This window comes from Herbaspirillum sp. SJZ106, from assembly GCF_006715495.1.
In the GTDB taxonomy this organism is placed as follows: domain Bacteria; phylum Pseudomonadota; class Gammaproteobacteria; order Burkholderiales; family Burkholderiaceae_D; genus Herbaspirillum.
On the sequence record NZ_VFNI01000003.1, the window covers coordinates 599,594 to 615,017 of the forward strand.

General features: G+C 64.6%; 15 protein-coding genes. 10 read left to right on the top strand and 5 right to left on the bottom strand.

Annotated elements, in window-relative coordinates; all coding sequences use genetic code 11:
• The first annotated feature begins 407 nt into the window (after positions 1-407).
• Positions 408-1,505: a porin gene (locus FB598_RS12580; protein ID WP_141914347.1), complete on the top strand. Its 1,098-nt coding sequence runs from the start codon at positions 408-410 to the stop codon at positions 1,503-1,505.
• A 147-nt stretch (positions 1,506-1,652) separates the two neighbouring features.
• On the opposite strand, the gene FB598_RS12585 is transcribed toward FB598_RS12580, so the two are convergent.
• The gene (locus FB598_RS12585) at positions 1,653-2,531 is read right to left on the bottom strand and encodes an IclR family transcriptional regulator C-terminal domain-containing protein (RefSeq protein WP_141914346.1); all 879 of its coding nucleotides are present in this window, start codon (positions 2,529-2,531) and stop codon (positions 1,653-1,655) included.
• 310 nt (positions 2,532-2,841) lie between these two features.
• Here FB598_RS12585 and FB598_RS12590 point away from each other — a divergent pair, with 310 nt between their 5' ends.
• The 7 genes from FB598_RS12590 to FB598_RS12620 all read left to right on the top strand — a co-directional run bounded on the left by FB598_RS12590 (position 2,842) and on the right by FB598_RS12620 (position 8,974).
• A complete protein-coding gene (locus FB598_RS12590) occupies positions 2,842-3,516 on the top strand; it encodes a 3-oxoacid CoA-transferase subunit A (protein WP_141914345.1) in 675 nt (224 codons plus the stop codon).
• A complete protein-coding gene (locus FB598_RS12595; protein ID WP_141914344.1) occupies positions 3,513-4,154 on the top strand; it encodes a CoA transferase subunit B in 642 nt (213 codons plus the stop codon). The genes FB598_RS12590 and FB598_RS12595 overlap by 4 nt, the downstream gene beginning before the upstream one ends.
• A gap of 36 nt (positions 4,155-4,190) precedes the next feature.
• Positions 4,191-5,393 carry a 3-oxoadipyl-CoA thiolase gene (gene pcaF, locus FB598_RS12600; protein WP_141914343.1) on the top strand — a complete coding sequence of 401 codons (1,203 nt, stop codon included), beginning with the start codon at positions 4,191-4,193 and terminating at the stop codon, positions 5,391-5,393.
• Positions 5,394-5,597: 204 nt separating this feature from the next.
• Positions 5,598-6,464: a branched-chain amino acid ABC transporter permease gene (locus FB598_RS12605; RefSeq protein WP_141914342.1), complete on the top strand. Its 867-nt coding sequence runs from the start codon at positions 5,598-5,600 to the stop codon at positions 6,462-6,464.
• The gene (locus FB598_RS12610) at positions 6,461-7,510 is read left to right on the top strand and encodes a branched-chain amino acid ABC transporter permease (RefSeq protein ID WP_141914341.1); all 1,050 of its coding nucleotides are present in this window, start codon (positions 6,461-6,463) and stop codon (positions 7,508-7,510) included. Before FB598_RS12605 ends, FB598_RS12610 begins: the two co-directional genes overlap by 4 nt.
• Positions 7,507-8,280, top strand: a complete 774-nt coding sequence (locus FB598_RS12615) for an ABC transporter ATP-binding protein (RefSeq protein WP_141914340.1) — start codon at positions 7,507-7,509, stop codon at positions 8,278-8,280. Before FB598_RS12610 ends, FB598_RS12615 begins: the two co-directional genes overlap by 4 nt.
• On the top strand, positions 8,273-8,974 hold the full coding sequence (locus tag FB598_RS12620) for an ABC transporter ATP-binding protein (RefSeq protein ID WP_141914339.1): 702 nt from the start codon (positions 8,273-8,275) through the stop codon (positions 8,972-8,974). Before FB598_RS12615 ends, FB598_RS12620 begins: the two co-directional genes overlap by 8 nt.
• Positions 8,975-9,041: 67 nt before the next feature.
• Here the strand turns inward: FB598_RS12620 and FB598_RS12625 are convergent, their stop codons facing one another.
• The 3 genes from FB598_RS12625 to FB598_RS12635 all read right to left on the bottom strand — a co-directional run bounded on the left by FB598_RS12625 (position 9,042) and on the right by FB598_RS12635 (position 12,347).
• Positions 9,042-9,980 carry a PDR/VanB family oxidoreductase gene (locus FB598_RS12625; protein ID WP_141914338.1) on the bottom strand — a complete coding sequence of 313 codons (939 nt, stop codon included), beginning with the start codon at positions 9,978-9,980 and terminating at the stop codon, positions 9,042-9,044.
• A 95-nt stretch (positions 9,981-10,075) separates the two neighbouring features.
• A complete protein-coding gene (locus FB598_RS12630) occupies positions 10,076-11,092 on the bottom strand; it encodes an aromatic ring-hydroxylating dioxygenase subunit alpha (RefSeq protein ID WP_141914337.1) in 1,017 nt (338 codons plus the stop codon).
• Between the two features lie 34 nt (positions 11,093-11,126).
• Entirely contained in the window at positions 11,127-12,347 is a 1,221-nt protein-coding gene (locus FB598_RS12635; RefSeq protein ID WP_141914336.1) for an ABC transporter substrate-binding protein, read from the bottom strand.
• Positions 12,348-12,591: 244 nt separating this feature from the next.
• Here FB598_RS12635 and FB598_RS12640 point away from each other — a divergent pair, with 244 nt between their 5' ends.
• The gene (locus tag FB598_RS12640) at positions 12,592-13,491 is read left to right on the top strand and encodes a LysR family transcriptional regulator (RefSeq protein ID WP_141914335.1); all 900 of its coding nucleotides are present in this window, start codon (positions 12,592-12,594) and stop codon (positions 13,489-13,491) included.
• A gap of 7 nt (positions 13,492-13,498) precedes the next feature.
• Here FB598_RS12640 and FB598_RS12645 read toward each other — a convergent pair whose 3' ends face one another.
• A complete protein-coding gene (locus FB598_RS12645; RefSeq protein ID WP_141914334.1) occupies positions 13,499-14,020 on the bottom strand; it encodes a MarR family winged helix-turn-helix transcriptional regulator in 522 nt (173 codons plus the stop codon).
• A gap of 354 nt (positions 14,021-14,374) precedes the next feature.
• Here FB598_RS12645 and FB598_RS12650 point away from each other — a divergent pair, with 354 nt between their 5' ends.
• Positions 14,375-15,424, top strand: coding sequence for an aromatic ring-hydroxylating dioxygenase subunit alpha (locus tag FB598_RS12650; protein ID WP_141914333.1), 1,050 nt, complete (start codon positions 14,375-14,377; stop codon positions 15,422-15,424).

Consider the following 15,424-nt stretch of genomic DNA (forward strand, 5'->3'; position numbering starts at 1 on the left):
TCTCAACGAGTGTTCGGTTAACAACATATTGTTCGGTAATCGCACATCAAATAAAACAGCAAAAACAGAAGGGCGGAGACGGTTCTTCCTCAGGCATCGATCGGTGCCATTGACATGACATGACATGACATGACATGACTTGATACGGTGCGCGTAACGCATCGCATGCAGTATCAGCAGCAAGCCGACGGCACGCATTCCGCGGCAAGGGCTGCCCATGCCAGCGCAAGGTGCGGTTCGCAGGGCCAGGTATCGAAACATCGCAAATAAAGACCAAGGTATTCGCAACAAGGCAGGGAAAGCGGACGGCGAGCAGCGAATCGCCGGCACGCGCCGGATCATGGCGCGGCAGCCGGCAGCAGGCCGGCCAACAACAATCGTTCATACAACAACAGGAGGAGACAGCAATGAAAAGAAAAAAGGTATGCGGCGCAGTCGCACTGGCCGGCGCAATGTGCGCGGGATCGGCAATGGCCCAGAGTTCGGTCACCATCTACGGCATCATTGACACCGGCGTGGTGTACACCACCAACGCCAATGCCGCGGGAAATTCCAACTTCAAGATGCCCTCGCTGACGGGCTCGTTCCCTTCGCGCATCGGATTCAAGGGGACGGAAGATCTCGGTGGCGGCTTGCAGGCGATGTTCGTGCTGGAGTCGGGATTCGCGCCTGATACCGGCGCGATGGGGCAGGGCAATCGCCTGTTCGGCCGCCAGTCCTACGTCGGCTTGAAGGGCGACTGGGGCCAGATCATGTTGGGCCGCCAGGTCAACATGACTTACCTGTCCGGACTGAAGACCGACGTGATGGGACCCAACATCTTCGCCATCGGCAGCATCGACGCTTACCTGCCCAATGCGCGCAGCGACAATGCGATCGGCTATCTGGGCACGTTCAGCGGCTTCACCCTGGGCGCGACCTACAGCTTCGGCCGCGACACCTCGGGCACAGGCGGCCCGGCGGCGACCAACTGCCCCGGCGAAGTGGCCGGCAACAGCAAGGCCTGCCGCCAGGTTACCGGTATGCTGGGTTATGACGGCAAGGGTTTCGGCGTCACGACTTCCTATGACATCCTGTACGGCAATACCGGTGCATCGGGCGGGCTGAGCAGCAGCAGCAATTCGGACCAGCGCATCACCGTCAACGGCTACTTCATGCTGGGCGACACCAAGATCGGCGCCGGCGTGATCGACCGTCGCACTCGCGCGGCGGCCAATGTCAATACCGACTCCGACCTGTACTACCTGGGCGTGAGCTATCCGATCTCGACGGCATTGGTGCTGGATGCGCAGATCTCGCGCCTGGATGTCAAGAGCAGCCCCAACGACGTGAACCTGCTGGTGGCGCGCCTGACCTACAACCTGTCCAAGCGTACCGCGCTCTACACATCGGTAGGCCGCATCACCAACGGCGGCACATCGGCTGTCGCCATCGATGCGGGCGGCACGATCGGCGCCGGCAAGAACCAGGTCGGCGTGATGACGGGTATTCGCCACACCTTTTGAGCGGCAGTGGGAAAGTCTTGAGGAAAATGGCGAAGGCGGTTTCCGTCTTCGCCTTCGGCCCGGTCATCCAGCAGGATGTCCGGGCCGTTTTTTCGGGGAGCATCCGGCGGCGCGTCGCCGTCCGGGCGGAAAAGAAGCCGATGGCGTTCAGGGCAGCAGCACCGACAGCTCTTGCGCGCCGCGCAGCAGCACCGGCAGGATCTCTTCTTCCATCTGGCGCTGCGACACGCGCGCGGCTTGCGCGCCGACGTTGAGCGCGGCCAGCACGTTGCCGGAAGCGCCGCGTACCGGCACTGCGATGGAGCGCAGGCCCACTTCCAGTTCCTCATCGATGACGGCGTAGCCGGCTTCGCGCACGCGGGCCAGGATCTCGCGCAGGCGCTTTTGCGAGACCACGGTCTTGTCGGTCAGGGCGCGCAGCTTCACTTTCTCGAAATAGGCTTTCAGCTGGTCATCCGGAAGATGGGACAGCATCACGCGGCCCAGCGAGGTGCAGTAGGCCGGCAGGCGGCTGCCGGTGTTGAGCGCCACCGACATCACGCGCGAAGCGGCCGAGCGCGCCACGTACAGCACTTCGTTGTCGTCCAGCACGGCCAGCGAGCAGGATTCGCCCAGCGTGCGGCTGATGTTGTTCAGGTAGGGCTGGGCGGAAATCGTCAACGGCGTGGAGGACAGGTAGGAGTAACCCAGCGTCAGGATCTTCGGGCGCAGCGAAAAGTTGTTGACCTCGGAATCGGCGTACCCCAGCTGCTTGAGCGTATGCAGGCAGCGCCGCACGGCCGCGCGCGGGATGCCGGTCTTCTGGCTGATCTGGGCGATGGTCAGGCTGCGGCGCGAATCGCTGAAGGCGCGGATCACCGCCAGTCCGCGCGCCAGCGAAGTCATGAAACTGGGGTCGGTGAGGGCGTCGATTTCCTCGGCGATGGTCAGCTCGCGTTCCTGTTCGGCTTCCTGCTGCTTGGCCTTGGTCTTGCCGGCGTTTCCGGGAGTGGACTTGCGCGCTTTCGGAGCTGGGGTGGTAGGCATATTCGATCGGTCTGCGGTAACGGTCGGATGTTGGCGGTTCGGTATCGGCTGCGTATTGATTCTAAACGCATGTGCGGCAAACGAACACATCCGGATGGTTTTTCTTGACGGCGATCGGGCCGGATCGCTAAACTCTTTTTGTGCGAAAAACAAACATTAGTTCGTTTATCGAACATTATAAGGCAAGAAAAAAGCCTTGGAACGATAAGAAAAATCATCGGAGGCAATACCCGAGCGAGCCATGCAGGCGGCTGGGGCATCGGATTCATGCATAAGCCGCCCGAGCGGCGACAACAAAAGAGAGTGCAACGTGATCGATAAAACTTTTGAGTCTTTGGAGCAGGCGGTGGCCGATATCCACGACGGCGCCACCATCATGATCGGGGGATTCGGCAATGCCGGCATGCCGGCCGCACTGATCGACGCGCTCATCGCCCAGGGTGCGCGCGACCTCACCATCGTCAACAACAATGCCGGCAATGGCGATACCGGCCTGGCCGCGTTGCTCAAGTCCAGGCGGGTGAAGAAGATCATCTGTTCCTTCCCGCGCCAGGCTGACTCCCATGTATTCGACGCGCTCTACCGCGCCGGCGAGATCGAGCTGGAGCTCACGCCCCAGGGCAACCTGGCCGAGCGCATCCGCGCCGCCGGCGCCGGCATCGGCGGCTTCTTCAGCCCGACCGGCTATGGCACCATGCTGGCCGAAGGCAAGGAGACGCGCCTCATCGACGGCCGCCATTACGTGCTGGAGTCGCCGATCCACGCCGATTTCGCCCTGATCAAGGCGCTGCGCGGCGACCGCTGGGGCAACCTGGTGTACCGCAAGACCGCGCGCAACTTCGGTCCTGTCATGGCCATGGCCGCCAAGTGCACCATCGCCCAGGTCAGCGAAGTGGTGGAACTGGGGCAGATCGATCCGGAAGTCATCGTCACGCCGGGCATCTTCGTGCAGCGGATCGTGCAAACCAAGGAGGTGCAGCAATGAACCGTTTTTCCCGTGACCAGATCGCCGCGCGCGTGGCGCAGGACATTCCAGAGGGCGCCTATGTGAACCTCGGCATCGGCTTGCCGACCAAGGTCGCCAATTACCTGCCGGCCGACAAGGAAATCTTCCTGCACAGCGAAAACGGCCTGCTCGGCATGGGCCCGGCGCCGGCGCCGGGCCAGGAGGATGAAGACCTGATCAATGCCGGCAAGCAGCCGGTCACGCTGCTCACCGGCGGCGCCTACTTCCATCACGGCGACTCGTTTGCGATGATGCGCGGCGGCCACCTCGACATTTGCGTGCTGGGCGCGTTCCAGGTGTCGGCCGGCGGCGACCTGGCCAACTGGCACACCGGCGCGCCGGACGCCATTCCCGCCGTGGGCGGAGCGATGGACCTGGCCATCGGCGCCAAGCAGGTGTTCGTGATGATGGAGCACCAGACCAAGGGCGGCGAAAGCAAGATCGTCGAAAAATGCGCCTATCCGCTGACTGGCATCGGCTGCGTCAACCGCATCTATACCGACCTGGCCGTGATCGACGTCACGCCGCGGGGATTGCAGGTGCGCGAGATCGTCGAGGGCCTGTCCTTCGACGAATTGCAACAACTGACCGGTGCGCCGCTGCTGCCGGCGGCCTGAGTTGCATCGGAATTGCACCGGAACCATGAGGAAACCATGAAAGACGTATTTATCTGCGACGCCATCCGCACCCCGATCGGCCGTTTCGGCGGCGCCTTGAAGGATGTGCGCGCCGACGACCTCGGCGCCGTGCCGCTGCGCGCCCTGATGGAGCGCAACCCGCAGGTCGACTGGCGCGCGGTGGACGACGTGATCTACGGCTGCGCCAACCAGGCCGGTGAAGACAACCGCAACGTGGCGCGCATGTCGCTGCTGCTGGCCGGTTTGCCCAAGGAGGTTTCCGGCTCCACCATCAACCGCCTGTGCGGTTCGGGCATGGACGCGGTCGGCACCGCCGCGCGCGCCATCAAGGCGGGGGAGGCACAACTGATGATCGCCGGCGGCGTGGAGTCGATGACCCGCGCGCCGTTCGTGATGGGCAAGGCCGAGAGCGCCTTCTCCCGCAGCGCGACCATCTACGACACCACCATCGGCTGGCGCTTCGTCAACCGCCTGATGAAAGAACAGTACGGCGTCGACGCCATGCCGGAGACGGCGGAGAACGTGGCCGACGACTACAAGGTCAACCGCGCAGACCAGGACAAGTTCGCCGTGAACAGCCAGGCCAAGGCGGCTGCGGCCCAGAGTAACGGTATCCTGGCGCAGGAGATCGTGCCGGTGGTAATTGCGCAGAAGAAGGGCGATCCGGTGACCGTCTCGCAGGACGAGCATCCGCGCGCCACCAGCATGGAGGCATTGGCCAGGCTCAAGGGCGTAGTGCGTCCCGACGGCACGGTAACGGCCGGCAATGCCTCGGGCGTGAACGATGGCGCCTGCGCCTTGCTGCTGGCCAGCGCCGAGGCGGTGGAAAAATACGGCCTGAAACCGAAGGCGCGTATCCTCGGCATGGCCGCCGCCGGCGTGGCGCCGCGCATCATGGGCATCGGCCCGGCGCCGGCCAGCAAGAAACTGCTGGCGCAGCTGGGACTCGGCATCGACCAGATGGACGTGATCGAATTGAACGAAGCTTTCGCCTCGCAAGGCCTGGCGGTGTTGCGCGAGCTGGGCGTGGCCGACGACGACGCGCGCGTCAATCCCAACGGCGGCGCCATCGCGCTGGGCCATCCGCTGGGCATGAGCGGCGCGCGCCTGGTGACGACTGCAACCTACCAGCTGCAGCGCACCGGCGGCAGTTATGCGCTGTGCACCATGTGCATCGGCGTAGGGCAGGGCATCGCCATGGTGATCGAGCGGGTCTGAGGCAAGACGCAGGCGCCGCGCGTGGGCGGCGACTGCGGCAGGAAGCACAAGAATACGAAGAATACAACAAGCATTCAATCACAAGCCGCCGGTAAAAAAGAGCGGAGCAAGAGCAGAAGAGGAGAGCAGCCGCATCATGCACAAGCATTGTCATTTCACGCCCGTAACGGGCATACGACGGCCGCGCCGGGATAGGGGGCGGCCATGATCGGCAACCTCTTCGGCGTATTGTTCGACGGCATCGCCTACGGCAGCCTGCTGTTTTTGATCAGCGTCGGCCTGTCGGTGACGATGGGCATGATGAACTTCATCAACCTGGCACACGGCGCCTTCGCCATGCTGGGCGGCTATGTCTGCGTGACGTTGCTCAACCGCATGGGCGTGCCGTTCCTGGCGTCGTTGCCGCTGGCATTCCTGGCCGCCGCCGCGGTCGGCCTGGTGCTGGAGCGTTCGCTGTACCGCCGCTTGTACAAGTCCAGCCACCTGGACCAGGTGCTGTTTTCCATCGGCCTGACCTTCATGGCGGTGGCCGGAGCCACCTGGATATGGGGACCGACCCAGCAGCCGGTGGTATTGCCGGACTGGCTGCGCGGACAGATCTCCTTGCTCGGGCTGGACGTCGGCGCTTACCGCGTGTTCCTGATCTGCATCGTGGTGCTGGTGACGGCGGCGCTGGGCTTGCTGATCGAACGCACCCGCTTCGGCGCGCAGATCCGCGCCTCGGTCGACAACCAGGTGGCCGCGGCCGGCCTGGGCATCAACGTCAGCCGGGTATTCAGCCTGACCTTCGCGCTGGGCTCCGGCCTGGCCGGGCTGGGCGGGGGCCTGGGCATCGACGTGCTGGGGCTGGACCCGTCCTTCCCGGTCAAGTACATGGTGTACTTCCTGCTGGTGGTGGCGGTGGGCGGCGCCGGCACCATCAAGGGGCCGCTGCTGGCGGCAATCATCCTGGGCGTGTTCGACGTGGCCGGCAAATACTACGTGCCGCAGATCGGCGCCTTCGTCATCTACGGCCTGATGGTAGTGCTGCTGATCCTGTTCCCGGCCGGCCTGATCAGGAGGCGCGGATGAATACCGTCACTTCCACCCGACCGCGTCCAGAAGGCGCGGCCAGCCCCGCGGCAACTCACCAGGATACGACCATGAAGTCTTCGCTACGCCTGCCCAATGGCCGCTGGACCCCGCTGGAAATCATCTTCTGGCTGTTGCCGGTGGCCGCCTACTTCCTGTTCCCCGACTACCTGATCCTGATCAGCCAGATCATGATCATCGGCCTGTTCGCGCTGTCGCTGGACCTGATCCTGGGCTATGCCGGCATTGTCTCGCTCGGCCATGCCGCCTTCTTCGGCGTGGGCGCCTACACCGCCGGCCTGCTGGCCGCGCATGGCTGGGGCGAGCCGCTCACCGGCCTGCTGCTGGGGGCGGCGACGGCCGGCGTGGCCGGATTCCTGGTCAGCTTCCTGGTGGTGCGCGGCGGCGACCTGGCGCGCCTGATGGTGACGCTGGGCATCGGCCTGATGCTGTTCGAGGCGGCCAACAAGGCCGCCTTCATCACCGGCGGCGTGGATGGCCTGTCGGGCATGGCGATGGACAAGATCTTCGGCGTGTTCGAATTCGACCTCAACGGCAAGGTGGCCTACGTCTACAGTTTTGCGGTGCTGTTCATCCTGTTCGTGCTGTTGCGCCGCATGGTCGATTCGCCGTTCGGCCTGGGCCTCAAAGGCATCCGCGAAGGCGGCCGCCGCATGCCCGCCATCGGCGCCGACGTCAACCGCCGGCTGGTGGTCATCTTTACCGTCGCCGCTGCGGTCGCCGGCATCGCCGGCGCGCTGCTGGCGCAGACCACGCAATTTGTCGGCCTCGACGTGCTGGGCTTCCCGCGCTCGGCGGAGCTGCTCATCATCCTGGTGCTGGGCGGCACCGGCCGCCTGTACGGCGGTCTGGTTGGCGCCGTGGTCTACATGCTGGCGCAGGATTACCTGTCCGGCCTGAACCCGGCCTACTGGCAATTCTGGATCGGCCTGCTGCTGATCGTCATCGTGCTGTTCGCCCGCGGCGGCCTGCTGGGCGCAATGGCGGTGTTGCGCGACAAATTCTTCAAGGGAGGCCGGCCATGAGCGGCGCAATGCAAGGCGCGGATACCACGCTGCGCACCGAAGGCCTGACCAAGCGCTGGGGCGCCTTCGTGGCCAACAGCGAGGTGTCGCTGAGTTTCGCGCCGGGCGCGCGCCATGCGCTGATCGGCCCCAACGGCGCCGGCAAGACCACTTTCATCAACCTGCTCACCGGAGGCTTCGCGCCCAGCAGCGGCAAGGTCTGGTTCGGCGGCGACGACATCACCGCCTTGCCGCAGCACGAGCGCGTCAAGCGCGGCATGACGCGCACCTTCCAGATCAACACCCTGTTCGCCGGCCTCACCGTGCTGGAGTCGGTGGCGCTGGCGATCCAGGAACGGCGCGGCATGCAATACAAGTGGCACCAGACCGTGGCGCAGCAAAGCGACGTGATCGACGAGGCGATGGCGCTGCTGGCATCGCTCAAGCTGGAGGACGAAGCCAACAGCATCACCCGCAGCCTGGCCTACGGCAAGCAGCGCCTGGTCGAGATCGCGCTGGCGCTGGCCACCAAGCCCAAGGTGCTGCTGCTGGACGAGCCGGCCGCGGGCATTCCCTCGGCCGAGAGCAAGGAGCTGTTCGAGGTGATCGCGCAATTGCCGCGCGATGTGACCGTGGTCTTCATCGAACACGACATGGGGCTGGTGTTCCGCTTCGCCGAACGCATCACCGTGCTGGTGGGCGGCAAGGTGCTGGTGGAAGGCACGCCGGCCGAAATCGCCGCCGACAAGCGGGTCAGGGAAGTCTATCTGGGGGAGGCCGAACATGAGTGAGCTGCTGGCGCTCGACAAGGTGACCGCCGGTTACGGCGAGTCGATCGTGCTGGAAGACGTGTCCTTCTCCATGCGGGAAGGGGAAAGCCTGGCGCTGCTGGGGCGCAACGGCGTCGGCAAGACCAGCCTGCTGGTCACGCTGATGGGCCTGACCCGCCTGCATCGCGGCAGCATCCGCTGGCGCGGCGGCGACATCGTGCGCATGCCCACGCACAAGCGCGCCCATGCCGGCCTGGGCTGGGTGCCGCAGGAGCGCTTCATGTTCCCCTCGCTGAGCGTGGAGGAACACCTGAGCGTGGTTGCACGCGGCGGCCAGTGGGACCTGAAGAAGATCTACGATATCTTCCCGCGCCTGCAGGAACGCCGCAACAACATGGGCAACCAGCTTTCCGGCGGTGAACAGCAAATGCTGGCGATCGCCCGCGCGCTGATGGTGAGCCCGCGCATCCTGCTGCTGGACGAGCCGATGGAAGGCCTGGCGCCGATCATCGTGCAGGAACTGCTGCAGGTGATCCGCCGCCTGGTCAGCGAGGACGGCATGTCGGTGATCGTGGTGGAGCAGCATGCGCGCATGGCGCTGTCCCTGACCCAGCGCGCCATCGTGCTGGATCGCGGGCGCATCGTGCACGAGTCCGACAGCGAGAGCCTGATGGCCGACGGCGAGAAGCTCGACCGGTTGGTGGCGGTGGCTTGAGGCGTACTGTCATGCAGTAAGGAAAAACGGAGGCAGTGGCCTCCGTTTTTCTTTGTCATCGCTGGCGTTACAGATCGATTTCCAGCACCGCAGACTTGGCCCGAGACACGCAGGGCATGAACCATTTTCCCGACGCCTTTTCTTCTTCGCTCAAGAAGCTGTCCCGGTGATCGGCCTGTCCCGCCAGCAAGGCGGTCTGGCAGGTGCCGCATACGCCGACCTCGCAGGAGCAGGGCACATCCACGCCGGCTTCCTGCAAACAGGACAGGGCCGAGCGATCCGCAGCTACCGCGATTTCGCGCCCGTCTTTGAGCCGCAGTAGGAATGGCGCGTCGCCGGCCGACGGCTGCGGCGCGTTGAACGACTCCTGGTGGAAGCGAGCGGCGCCGAAACGGGCCGTCGCCTGTTGGGCGACGCTGGCCATGAAGGGCGCCGGGCCGCAGGTATAGACCTGGGCGTTGGCGAAACCGGACAGCAGGGCGGCGATGGCGGCGGCGGTCTGCGGGGCATCCAGTCCTGCATGCAGGCTGACGTGCGCTCTCAATATCGGATCCTGCAATTCGTGGCGAAAAGCCAATGACGCTGCATCGCGGGCGAAGCAAGCCAGGCGGAAATCCTCGTCCCGGCGCGCCAGCGCATGCGCCATGGACAGCAGCGGCGTGATGCCGATGCCGCCGGCCAGCAGCAGATGCGGGCCGGCGCCGGTGGCGAGCCCGAAGGCATTGCGCGGCGCGCCGATTTGCAAGATGTCGCCGGTTGCCGCCGTTTCATGCAGCCAGGCCGAGCCGCCGCGCGAAGCCGGTTCGCGCTTGACGGCGATGCGATAGGCGGCGGGCGAGGGTTGCCGGCAGCACAGGGAGTATTGGCGCACCAGGCCATTGCCCAGCGTGACGTCGATATGGGCGCCGGGCGCGTAAGGCGGCAGCGGTGCGCCGCCGGCGCCGGCCAGTTCGAAGATGCGGATGCCCGCGCCGTCGTCGGTAATGGAGGTGATGATGACGTTCATGGATGTGTGTGGCCGCCGGTCGCCTGGAGGCGGCCGGCGCGGTGAATGGGAAGAGAGCGGGAGGGCGGCCGCAGCATGCTGCCCCGGCCGGCAGCTCAGGCGGCTTGCTGCGCCTGTGCGTTGAGCGCGTCGATGATGCGGCGCGCGCGGTTGGCGCCGGCGTCGACGTGGATATCGATCATGCCCGCGCCGGGGAACTGGCGCATGTTGCGGTATTGCGACTCGATGATCACGCGGTCTTCCTCGAAAGTGGCGGCGGTTTGCTGGTAGACCGTTTCCAGGTTGTCCGGCGCATCCGGATGGGTGGAGCAGGCCATGGTCCAGAAGTAATGCGTGGTGGTTTCGGTCTCCGGCGTGATGCCGTGGAAGCCGCGCATATGGAAACCGCCGCGTTGCGGATCGTTGAGCGATTCCGTCCCGGCATCGACCGCGCCGGTGAAGATGTTGAGGTGGCTGACGTGAAAGTCGATTTCCTGCCAGCGGTCGATCAGCCCTTTGAACGGCCAGGCCGCGCTGTAGGTGGCCGGCGGCTGCGATGCCGGCATCCGGCGCACCACGCGCACGTGATGGCCGTCGCTGCTGACCTGGGTGGGAGCTTCCATGTGCGTCTTGGCATTGCCGCCGATGGTCCTGGTATGCACGTAGCCGACGTGGCTCAGGTCGAGCAGGTTGTCGTGGATCAACTGATAGGGCGCCTGGTAGTGGAAGGCGCCGCCCTTGTAGCGATAGCGCGGGTTGTCGTGGGCCGCGATTTCGGGCGGTTCGCCGGCGGCGTCCTGGCCCAGCCAGATCCAGATGACCTGGTTGCGTACTGCGACCTGGTAGGGCTTGACGCAGGCCTTGCCCGGGATCTTCAGTTGGCCCGGGATTTCGATGCACTGGCCGCTGGGCGCGTACAGCAGGCCGTGGTAGCCGCAGCGGATGCCGCCGCCTTCGAGCATGCCGCAGGACAGCGGCACGCTGCGGTGGCAGCAACGGTCTTCGAGCGCGGCCACGCCGCCGTCGGGGCCGCGGAACATGACCACGGGATGGTTGAGCAATGTGCGGGCCAATGGCTTGTCCTGCAATTCCCAGACGAAGCCGGCGACATACCATTGATTGAGCGGAAACATGATGGACTCCTTGCTTGGTTGATTCCTGGCGGGCTTACTTGGCCGGATCCTTGACCGCGTCGTAGCGGTCGATCTCGGTGGCGACGTATTGGCCGTCCTTCTTGTCGATGCGGCGGATGTAGATGGTCTGCACGATGTCGCGCGTGGCGGCGTCGATGGCGACGGTGCCGCGCGGACTGGCGGCGCTGTAGCCCTTGACCGCTTCCATGAAGGCGGCGCCGTCGGCCTTGCCGCCGGTCTTGGCCAGCGCGCCCGCGATCAGGCCCATGGCGTCATAGGACGAGACCGACAGGAAGTTCGGCTTGAAGCGCCCGCCCACCGTTTGCGCGAACGCGTCGAGGAACCTGGCGTTGTCGGCGCCGGGGCGCGAATAGGCATAGAAGCCGGCGGTGTAGATGCCCAGCATGGCATCGCCGCCCATGCCCAGCACATCCTCGTCGGCCCAGCCTTCGCCGCCAAGGAAGCGGATGCCGGCCTTGTCCAGGCCCTTTTCCTTGTAGGCCTTGATGAAGGACACCATGGGCTGGCCGTTGGGCAGGAACACATGGATGGCGTCGGGTTTCTCATCCTTGATGCGCTGGAGGTAGGCGCTGTAGTCGACCGTGTTCAGCGGCACCCGCACCGACGAAATCACGGCGCCGCCCAGGGCGGTGAAGGTCTTGCCGAACCAGGCGTCGGCATCCAGGCCCGGCGCATAGTCGGAGACGATGGAGAAGACCCGGCGCGAGCCGGTCTTGTAGGCCCACTCGGCCAGCGGCTTGACCGACTGCGCGATGGTGTACGAGGTGCGCGTGATGTACGGCGACTTGGTGGTGACGGCGGAAGAGGCGGCGTTCATCACCACCATCGGCTTCTTCGCCTTGTCGGCCACCGCGGCGGCGGCCATGGCGTTGGGCGTGAACACGAAACCGGCCACGATGTCGGCATTCTCGCGGCCCAGCAATTCGGTGGCCAGCCGCTTGGCGACGTCGGCTTGCGGGCCGGTGTCGTCCTTGTAGAGCACTTCCAGCTTCTTGCCGGCGACGGTGGCGCCATGCAGGCGCAGCCAGGTTTCCACGCCGGCCCTCATCTGTTCGCCGCTTTGCGCGGCCGGGCCGGTCAGCGAGGTGATCACGCCGATGCGGATGGTGTCGGGGGCATTGGCGGCCTGGGCGTCGGGCTGCCAGGCCAGCGTTGCCAGTGCGCTCAGCGCGGCGGCGCAGATGGTGGTGAAACGCAAGGCGATGCCTGGCCCTGCAAGCTTGGTATGTCGCATGGTGTCTCCTCTCTGATTGTCATGGCGGCCGGCTGCGGATGCCGTGCCGATGCGGGTGATTATTTTTCTGGTGGCGCTTCCCGATGGCGATCGATCATACCGAAGCGAAATTATTTGAAAATAGAATTTTCAGCATAATATTTATTCGAATTTCGAATTTACCCATTGCCCCGGGTATGGCAATCTGCGGCCTTGACGGCATCGCTGGGATGTACCGCGAAGACGTACGGAAAAAGGAGGAGGCATGGCATCGTTCGACCTGAACCTGTTGCCGGTGGCACTGGCGATCTTCGAGGAACGCAGCGTCAGCGGCGCAGCGCGCAAGCTCGACATGAGCCAGCCGGCGGTGAGCGTGGCGCTCAACAAGCTGCGGCTGGCGCTGGGCGATCCGTTGTTCGTGCGCACCGCGCACGGCATGGAGCCGACGCCGCGCGCGCTCACGCTGATCAGCCCCACGCGCGACATCATGCAGCGGCTCCATACCGACGTCCTGGCCAGCGAGACCTTCAATCCGGCCAGCACCACGCGGCGCTTTGCCATCGCGCTGTCGGACATCGGCGAGATGACCTTCCTGCCGAAATTGCTGGACCGTTTGCGGCGCGATGCGCCGCTGGCATCCATCCTGTCGCTGTCGATGTCGCCGCTGGAATTGTCGGCGGCGCTGGAAAATGGCGAGGTGGATCTGGCGGTGGGGTATTTCCCCGACCTGAAGAACCGCAATTTCTTCCAGCAACGCTTGTTCTCGCATGACTTCATCTGCCTGCTCAGCGCCGACCATCCGCATCGTTCGCGCAAGATCACCATCGATCAGTTCCTGCGGATGGGGCATGCGGTGATCAAGGCCGAAGGGCGCAGCCAGGAGTTGTTCGAACAGTTCCTGATACGCCAGAAGATACAGCGCCGCATCGTGCTGTCGACGCCGCACTTCATGTCGATACCGTTCCTGATCGCCTCATCCGACCTGATCGCGACCGTGCCGCGCGCGGTGGGCGAATCCTTCGCGCAATTCTCCAACATCAAGCTGGTGGAGCCGCCGTTCGAGATTCCCTCCTTCGATCTCCGGCAGCATTGGCACCGCAAGTATCACAAAGACGGCGGCAATGCCTGGCTGCGCGCCGTGATCGCCGAGATGTTCTCGGCCTGAGCCCGGCTTATTCTTCTTCGTGCTGGCCGTCCTTGAGCCTGGCCAGCGGCGCGCGGCTTTGCGGGTTGTTGAGGTGCACCAGCTTGTCGAGCAGGTACATGAATTGTTCCTTCTCGCCTTCGTCGAGCGGTTCGAGGATGCGCTTGCGCAGCCGCTGCAGCCCGGGTATCAGCTGTTCCAGCAATTGTTCGCCGGCGACGGTGATGCGCAGCGCGCGCTGGCGCCGGTTGTGCGGGATCACTTCGCGCACCAGCAAGCCTTTTTCTTCCAGCCGCGCGCATACGGTGGCGCCGGTCGAGGTATCGATCGCCACCAGTCCCGACAGCGTCACCTGGTCGATGCCGGGATGGTTGGAGAGCATGCGCAGGATGGCGTATTGCACCGGCGTGACCACGCCTTCGATTTCGTCATGGAACATCGAGACCGATATCTGCTGCGCCCGGCGCAGCAAGTGTCCGGGATGCTCGTACAGGTCGACCAGCTGGCTTTCGGTTTGCGGCGGGCTTTTCTTGGCGTTGTTTCTGGGCATGGTGGAAGTCGCTGGTGAGCGGGTTAAGTCGTCGGCCTCAGGTGCGGCGCAGTGTAGCGCGCGGTCTTGTGCCTGCGGCAATTTTGGTGCGCTGCGCAACAAAAAAGTTTGCCATCCGAGTTTACTTGCGGCGCGGATTGGCGGATACTTTTTCAAACATTCAGTGTACTGAATATTAAATTAAAAAGCAGAGACCCGACAGGCGCCGGATCAATCATGGCCCGCGGAACAAGAAAGACAGGCATGGCGCGCCGGCATCGGCAAGCGCCAGGCGCCAAGAGGCATCGGACGGGAGCCGGAACACGGCATCGCCGCCGCGCCGATTGAGGAATTCACCTAACGGAGGAGAAGGACATGTTCCCCAAAAATACCTGGTACGTCGCATGTACCCCCGATGAAATCGAAGGCAAGCCGCTGGGCCGCCAGATCTGCGGCGAGAAGATCGTGTTCTACCGCGGCGCCGAAGGCAAAGTGGCGGCGGTGGAAGACTTTTGCCCGCACCGCGGCGCGCCCCTGTCGCTGGGCTTCGTGCGCGACGGTCAGCTGGTGTGCGGATACCACGGCCTGGAGATGGGATGCGACGGCAAGCCGGCCGGCATGCCCGGCCAGCGCGTGCGCGGTTTTCCGTGCATCCGCAGTTTTCCGGTGGTGGAGCGTTACGGCTTCATCTGGGTCTGGACGGGCGACAAGGAGCTGGCCGATCCGGCGCAGATCCACCACTTCGAATGGGCCGTGAGCCCGGAGTGGGCCTACGGCGGCGGCCTCTACCACATCAATTGCGACTATCGCCTGATGATCGACAACCTGATGGACCTGACCCATGAGACCTATGTCCATGCGTCCAGCATCGGCCAGAAGGAGATCGACGAAGCGCCGGTCAACACCAAGACCGAGGGCGAGCAGGTGGTCACCAGCCGCTTCATGGAAAACATCATGGCGCCGCCGTTCTGGCGCATGGCCTTGCGCGGCAACGGCCTGGCCGACGACGTGCCGGTGGACCGCTGGCAGATCTGCCGCTTCTCGCCGCCCAGCCACGTGATGATCGAGGTCGGCGTGGCGCACGCCGGCAAGGGCGGCTATCACGCCGATCCGCAGCACAAGGCATCGAGCATCGTGGTCGATTTCATCACGCCCGAGACGGAAACCTCGCACTGGTATTTCTGGGGCATGGCGCGCAACTTCCGTCCGCAAGACAAGGAACTGACCGCCACCATCCGCGAAGGCCAGGGCAAGATCTTCGGCGAAGACCGCCAGATGCTGGAGATGCAGCAAGCCAACCTGCTGAAGCATCCGGAGCGTCGCCTGCTGGCCTTGAACATCGATGCCGGCGGCGTGCAGTCGCGCCGCGTTCTCGACAAATGGCTGGCCCGGGAGGCGCAAGCCTCGTCGGCTCCGGCTGCCTGA

What these genes read in the sequence shown, in the direction of transcription:
- FB598_RS12580 (WP_141914347.1), top strand. Translation starts at nt 408, where the DNA reads ATGAAAAGAAAAAAGGTATGCGGCGCAGTCGCACTGGCCGGCGCAATG.
- FB598_RS12620 (WP_141914339.1), top strand. Translation starts at nt 8,273, where the DNA reads ATGAGTGAGCTGCTGGCGCTCGACAAGGTGACCGCCGGTTACGGCGAG.
- FB598_RS12640 (WP_141914335.1), top strand. Translation starts at nt 12,592, where the DNA reads ATGGCATCGTTCGACCTGAACCTGTTGCCGGTGGCACTGGCGATCTTC.
- FB598_RS12630 (WP_141914337.1), bottom strand. Translation starts at nt 11,092, where the DNA reads ATGTTTCCGCTCAATCAATGGTATGTCGCCGGCTTCGTCTGGGAATTG.
- FB598_RS12650 (WP_141914333.1), top strand. Translation starts at nt 14,375, where the DNA reads ATGTTCCCCAAAAATACCTGGTACGTCGCATGTACCCCCGATGAAATC.
- FB598_RS12610 (WP_141914341.1), top strand. Translation starts at nt 6,461, where the DNA reads ATGAATACCGTCACTTCCACCCGACCGCGTCCAGAAGGCGCGGCCAGC.
- FB598_RS12615 (WP_141914340.1), top strand. Translation starts at nt 7,507, where the DNA reads ATGAGCGGCGCAATGCAAGGCGCGGATACCACGCTGCGCACCGAAGGC.
- FB598_RS12605 (WP_141914342.1), top strand. Translation starts at nt 5,598, where the DNA reads ATGATCGGCAACCTCTTCGGCGTATTGTTCGACGGCATCGCCTACGGC.
- FB598_RS12585 (WP_141914346.1), bottom strand. Translation starts at nt 2,531, where the DNA reads ATGCCTACCACCCCAGCTCCGAAAGCGCGCAAGTCCACTCCCGGAAAC.
- pcaF (WP_141914343.1), top strand. Translation starts at nt 4,191, where the DNA reads ATGAAAGACGTATTTATCTGCGACGCCATCCGCACCCCGATCGGCCGT.
- FB598_RS12645 (WP_141914334.1), bottom strand. Translation starts at nt 14,020, where the DNA reads ATGCCCAGAAACAACGCCAAGAAAAGCCCGCCGCAAACCGAAAGCCAG.
- FB598_RS12635 (WP_141914336.1), bottom strand. Translation starts at nt 12,347, where the DNA reads ATGCGACATACCAAGCTTGCAGGGCCAGGCATCGCCTTGCGTTTCACC.
- FB598_RS12595 (WP_141914344.1), top strand. Translation starts at nt 3,513, where the DNA reads ATGAACCGTTTTTCCCGTGACCAGATCGCCGCGCGCGTGGCGCAGGAC.
- FB598_RS12625 (WP_141914338.1), bottom strand. Translation starts at nt 9,980, where the DNA reads ATGAACGTCATCATCACCTCCATTACCGACGACGGCGCGGGCATCCGC.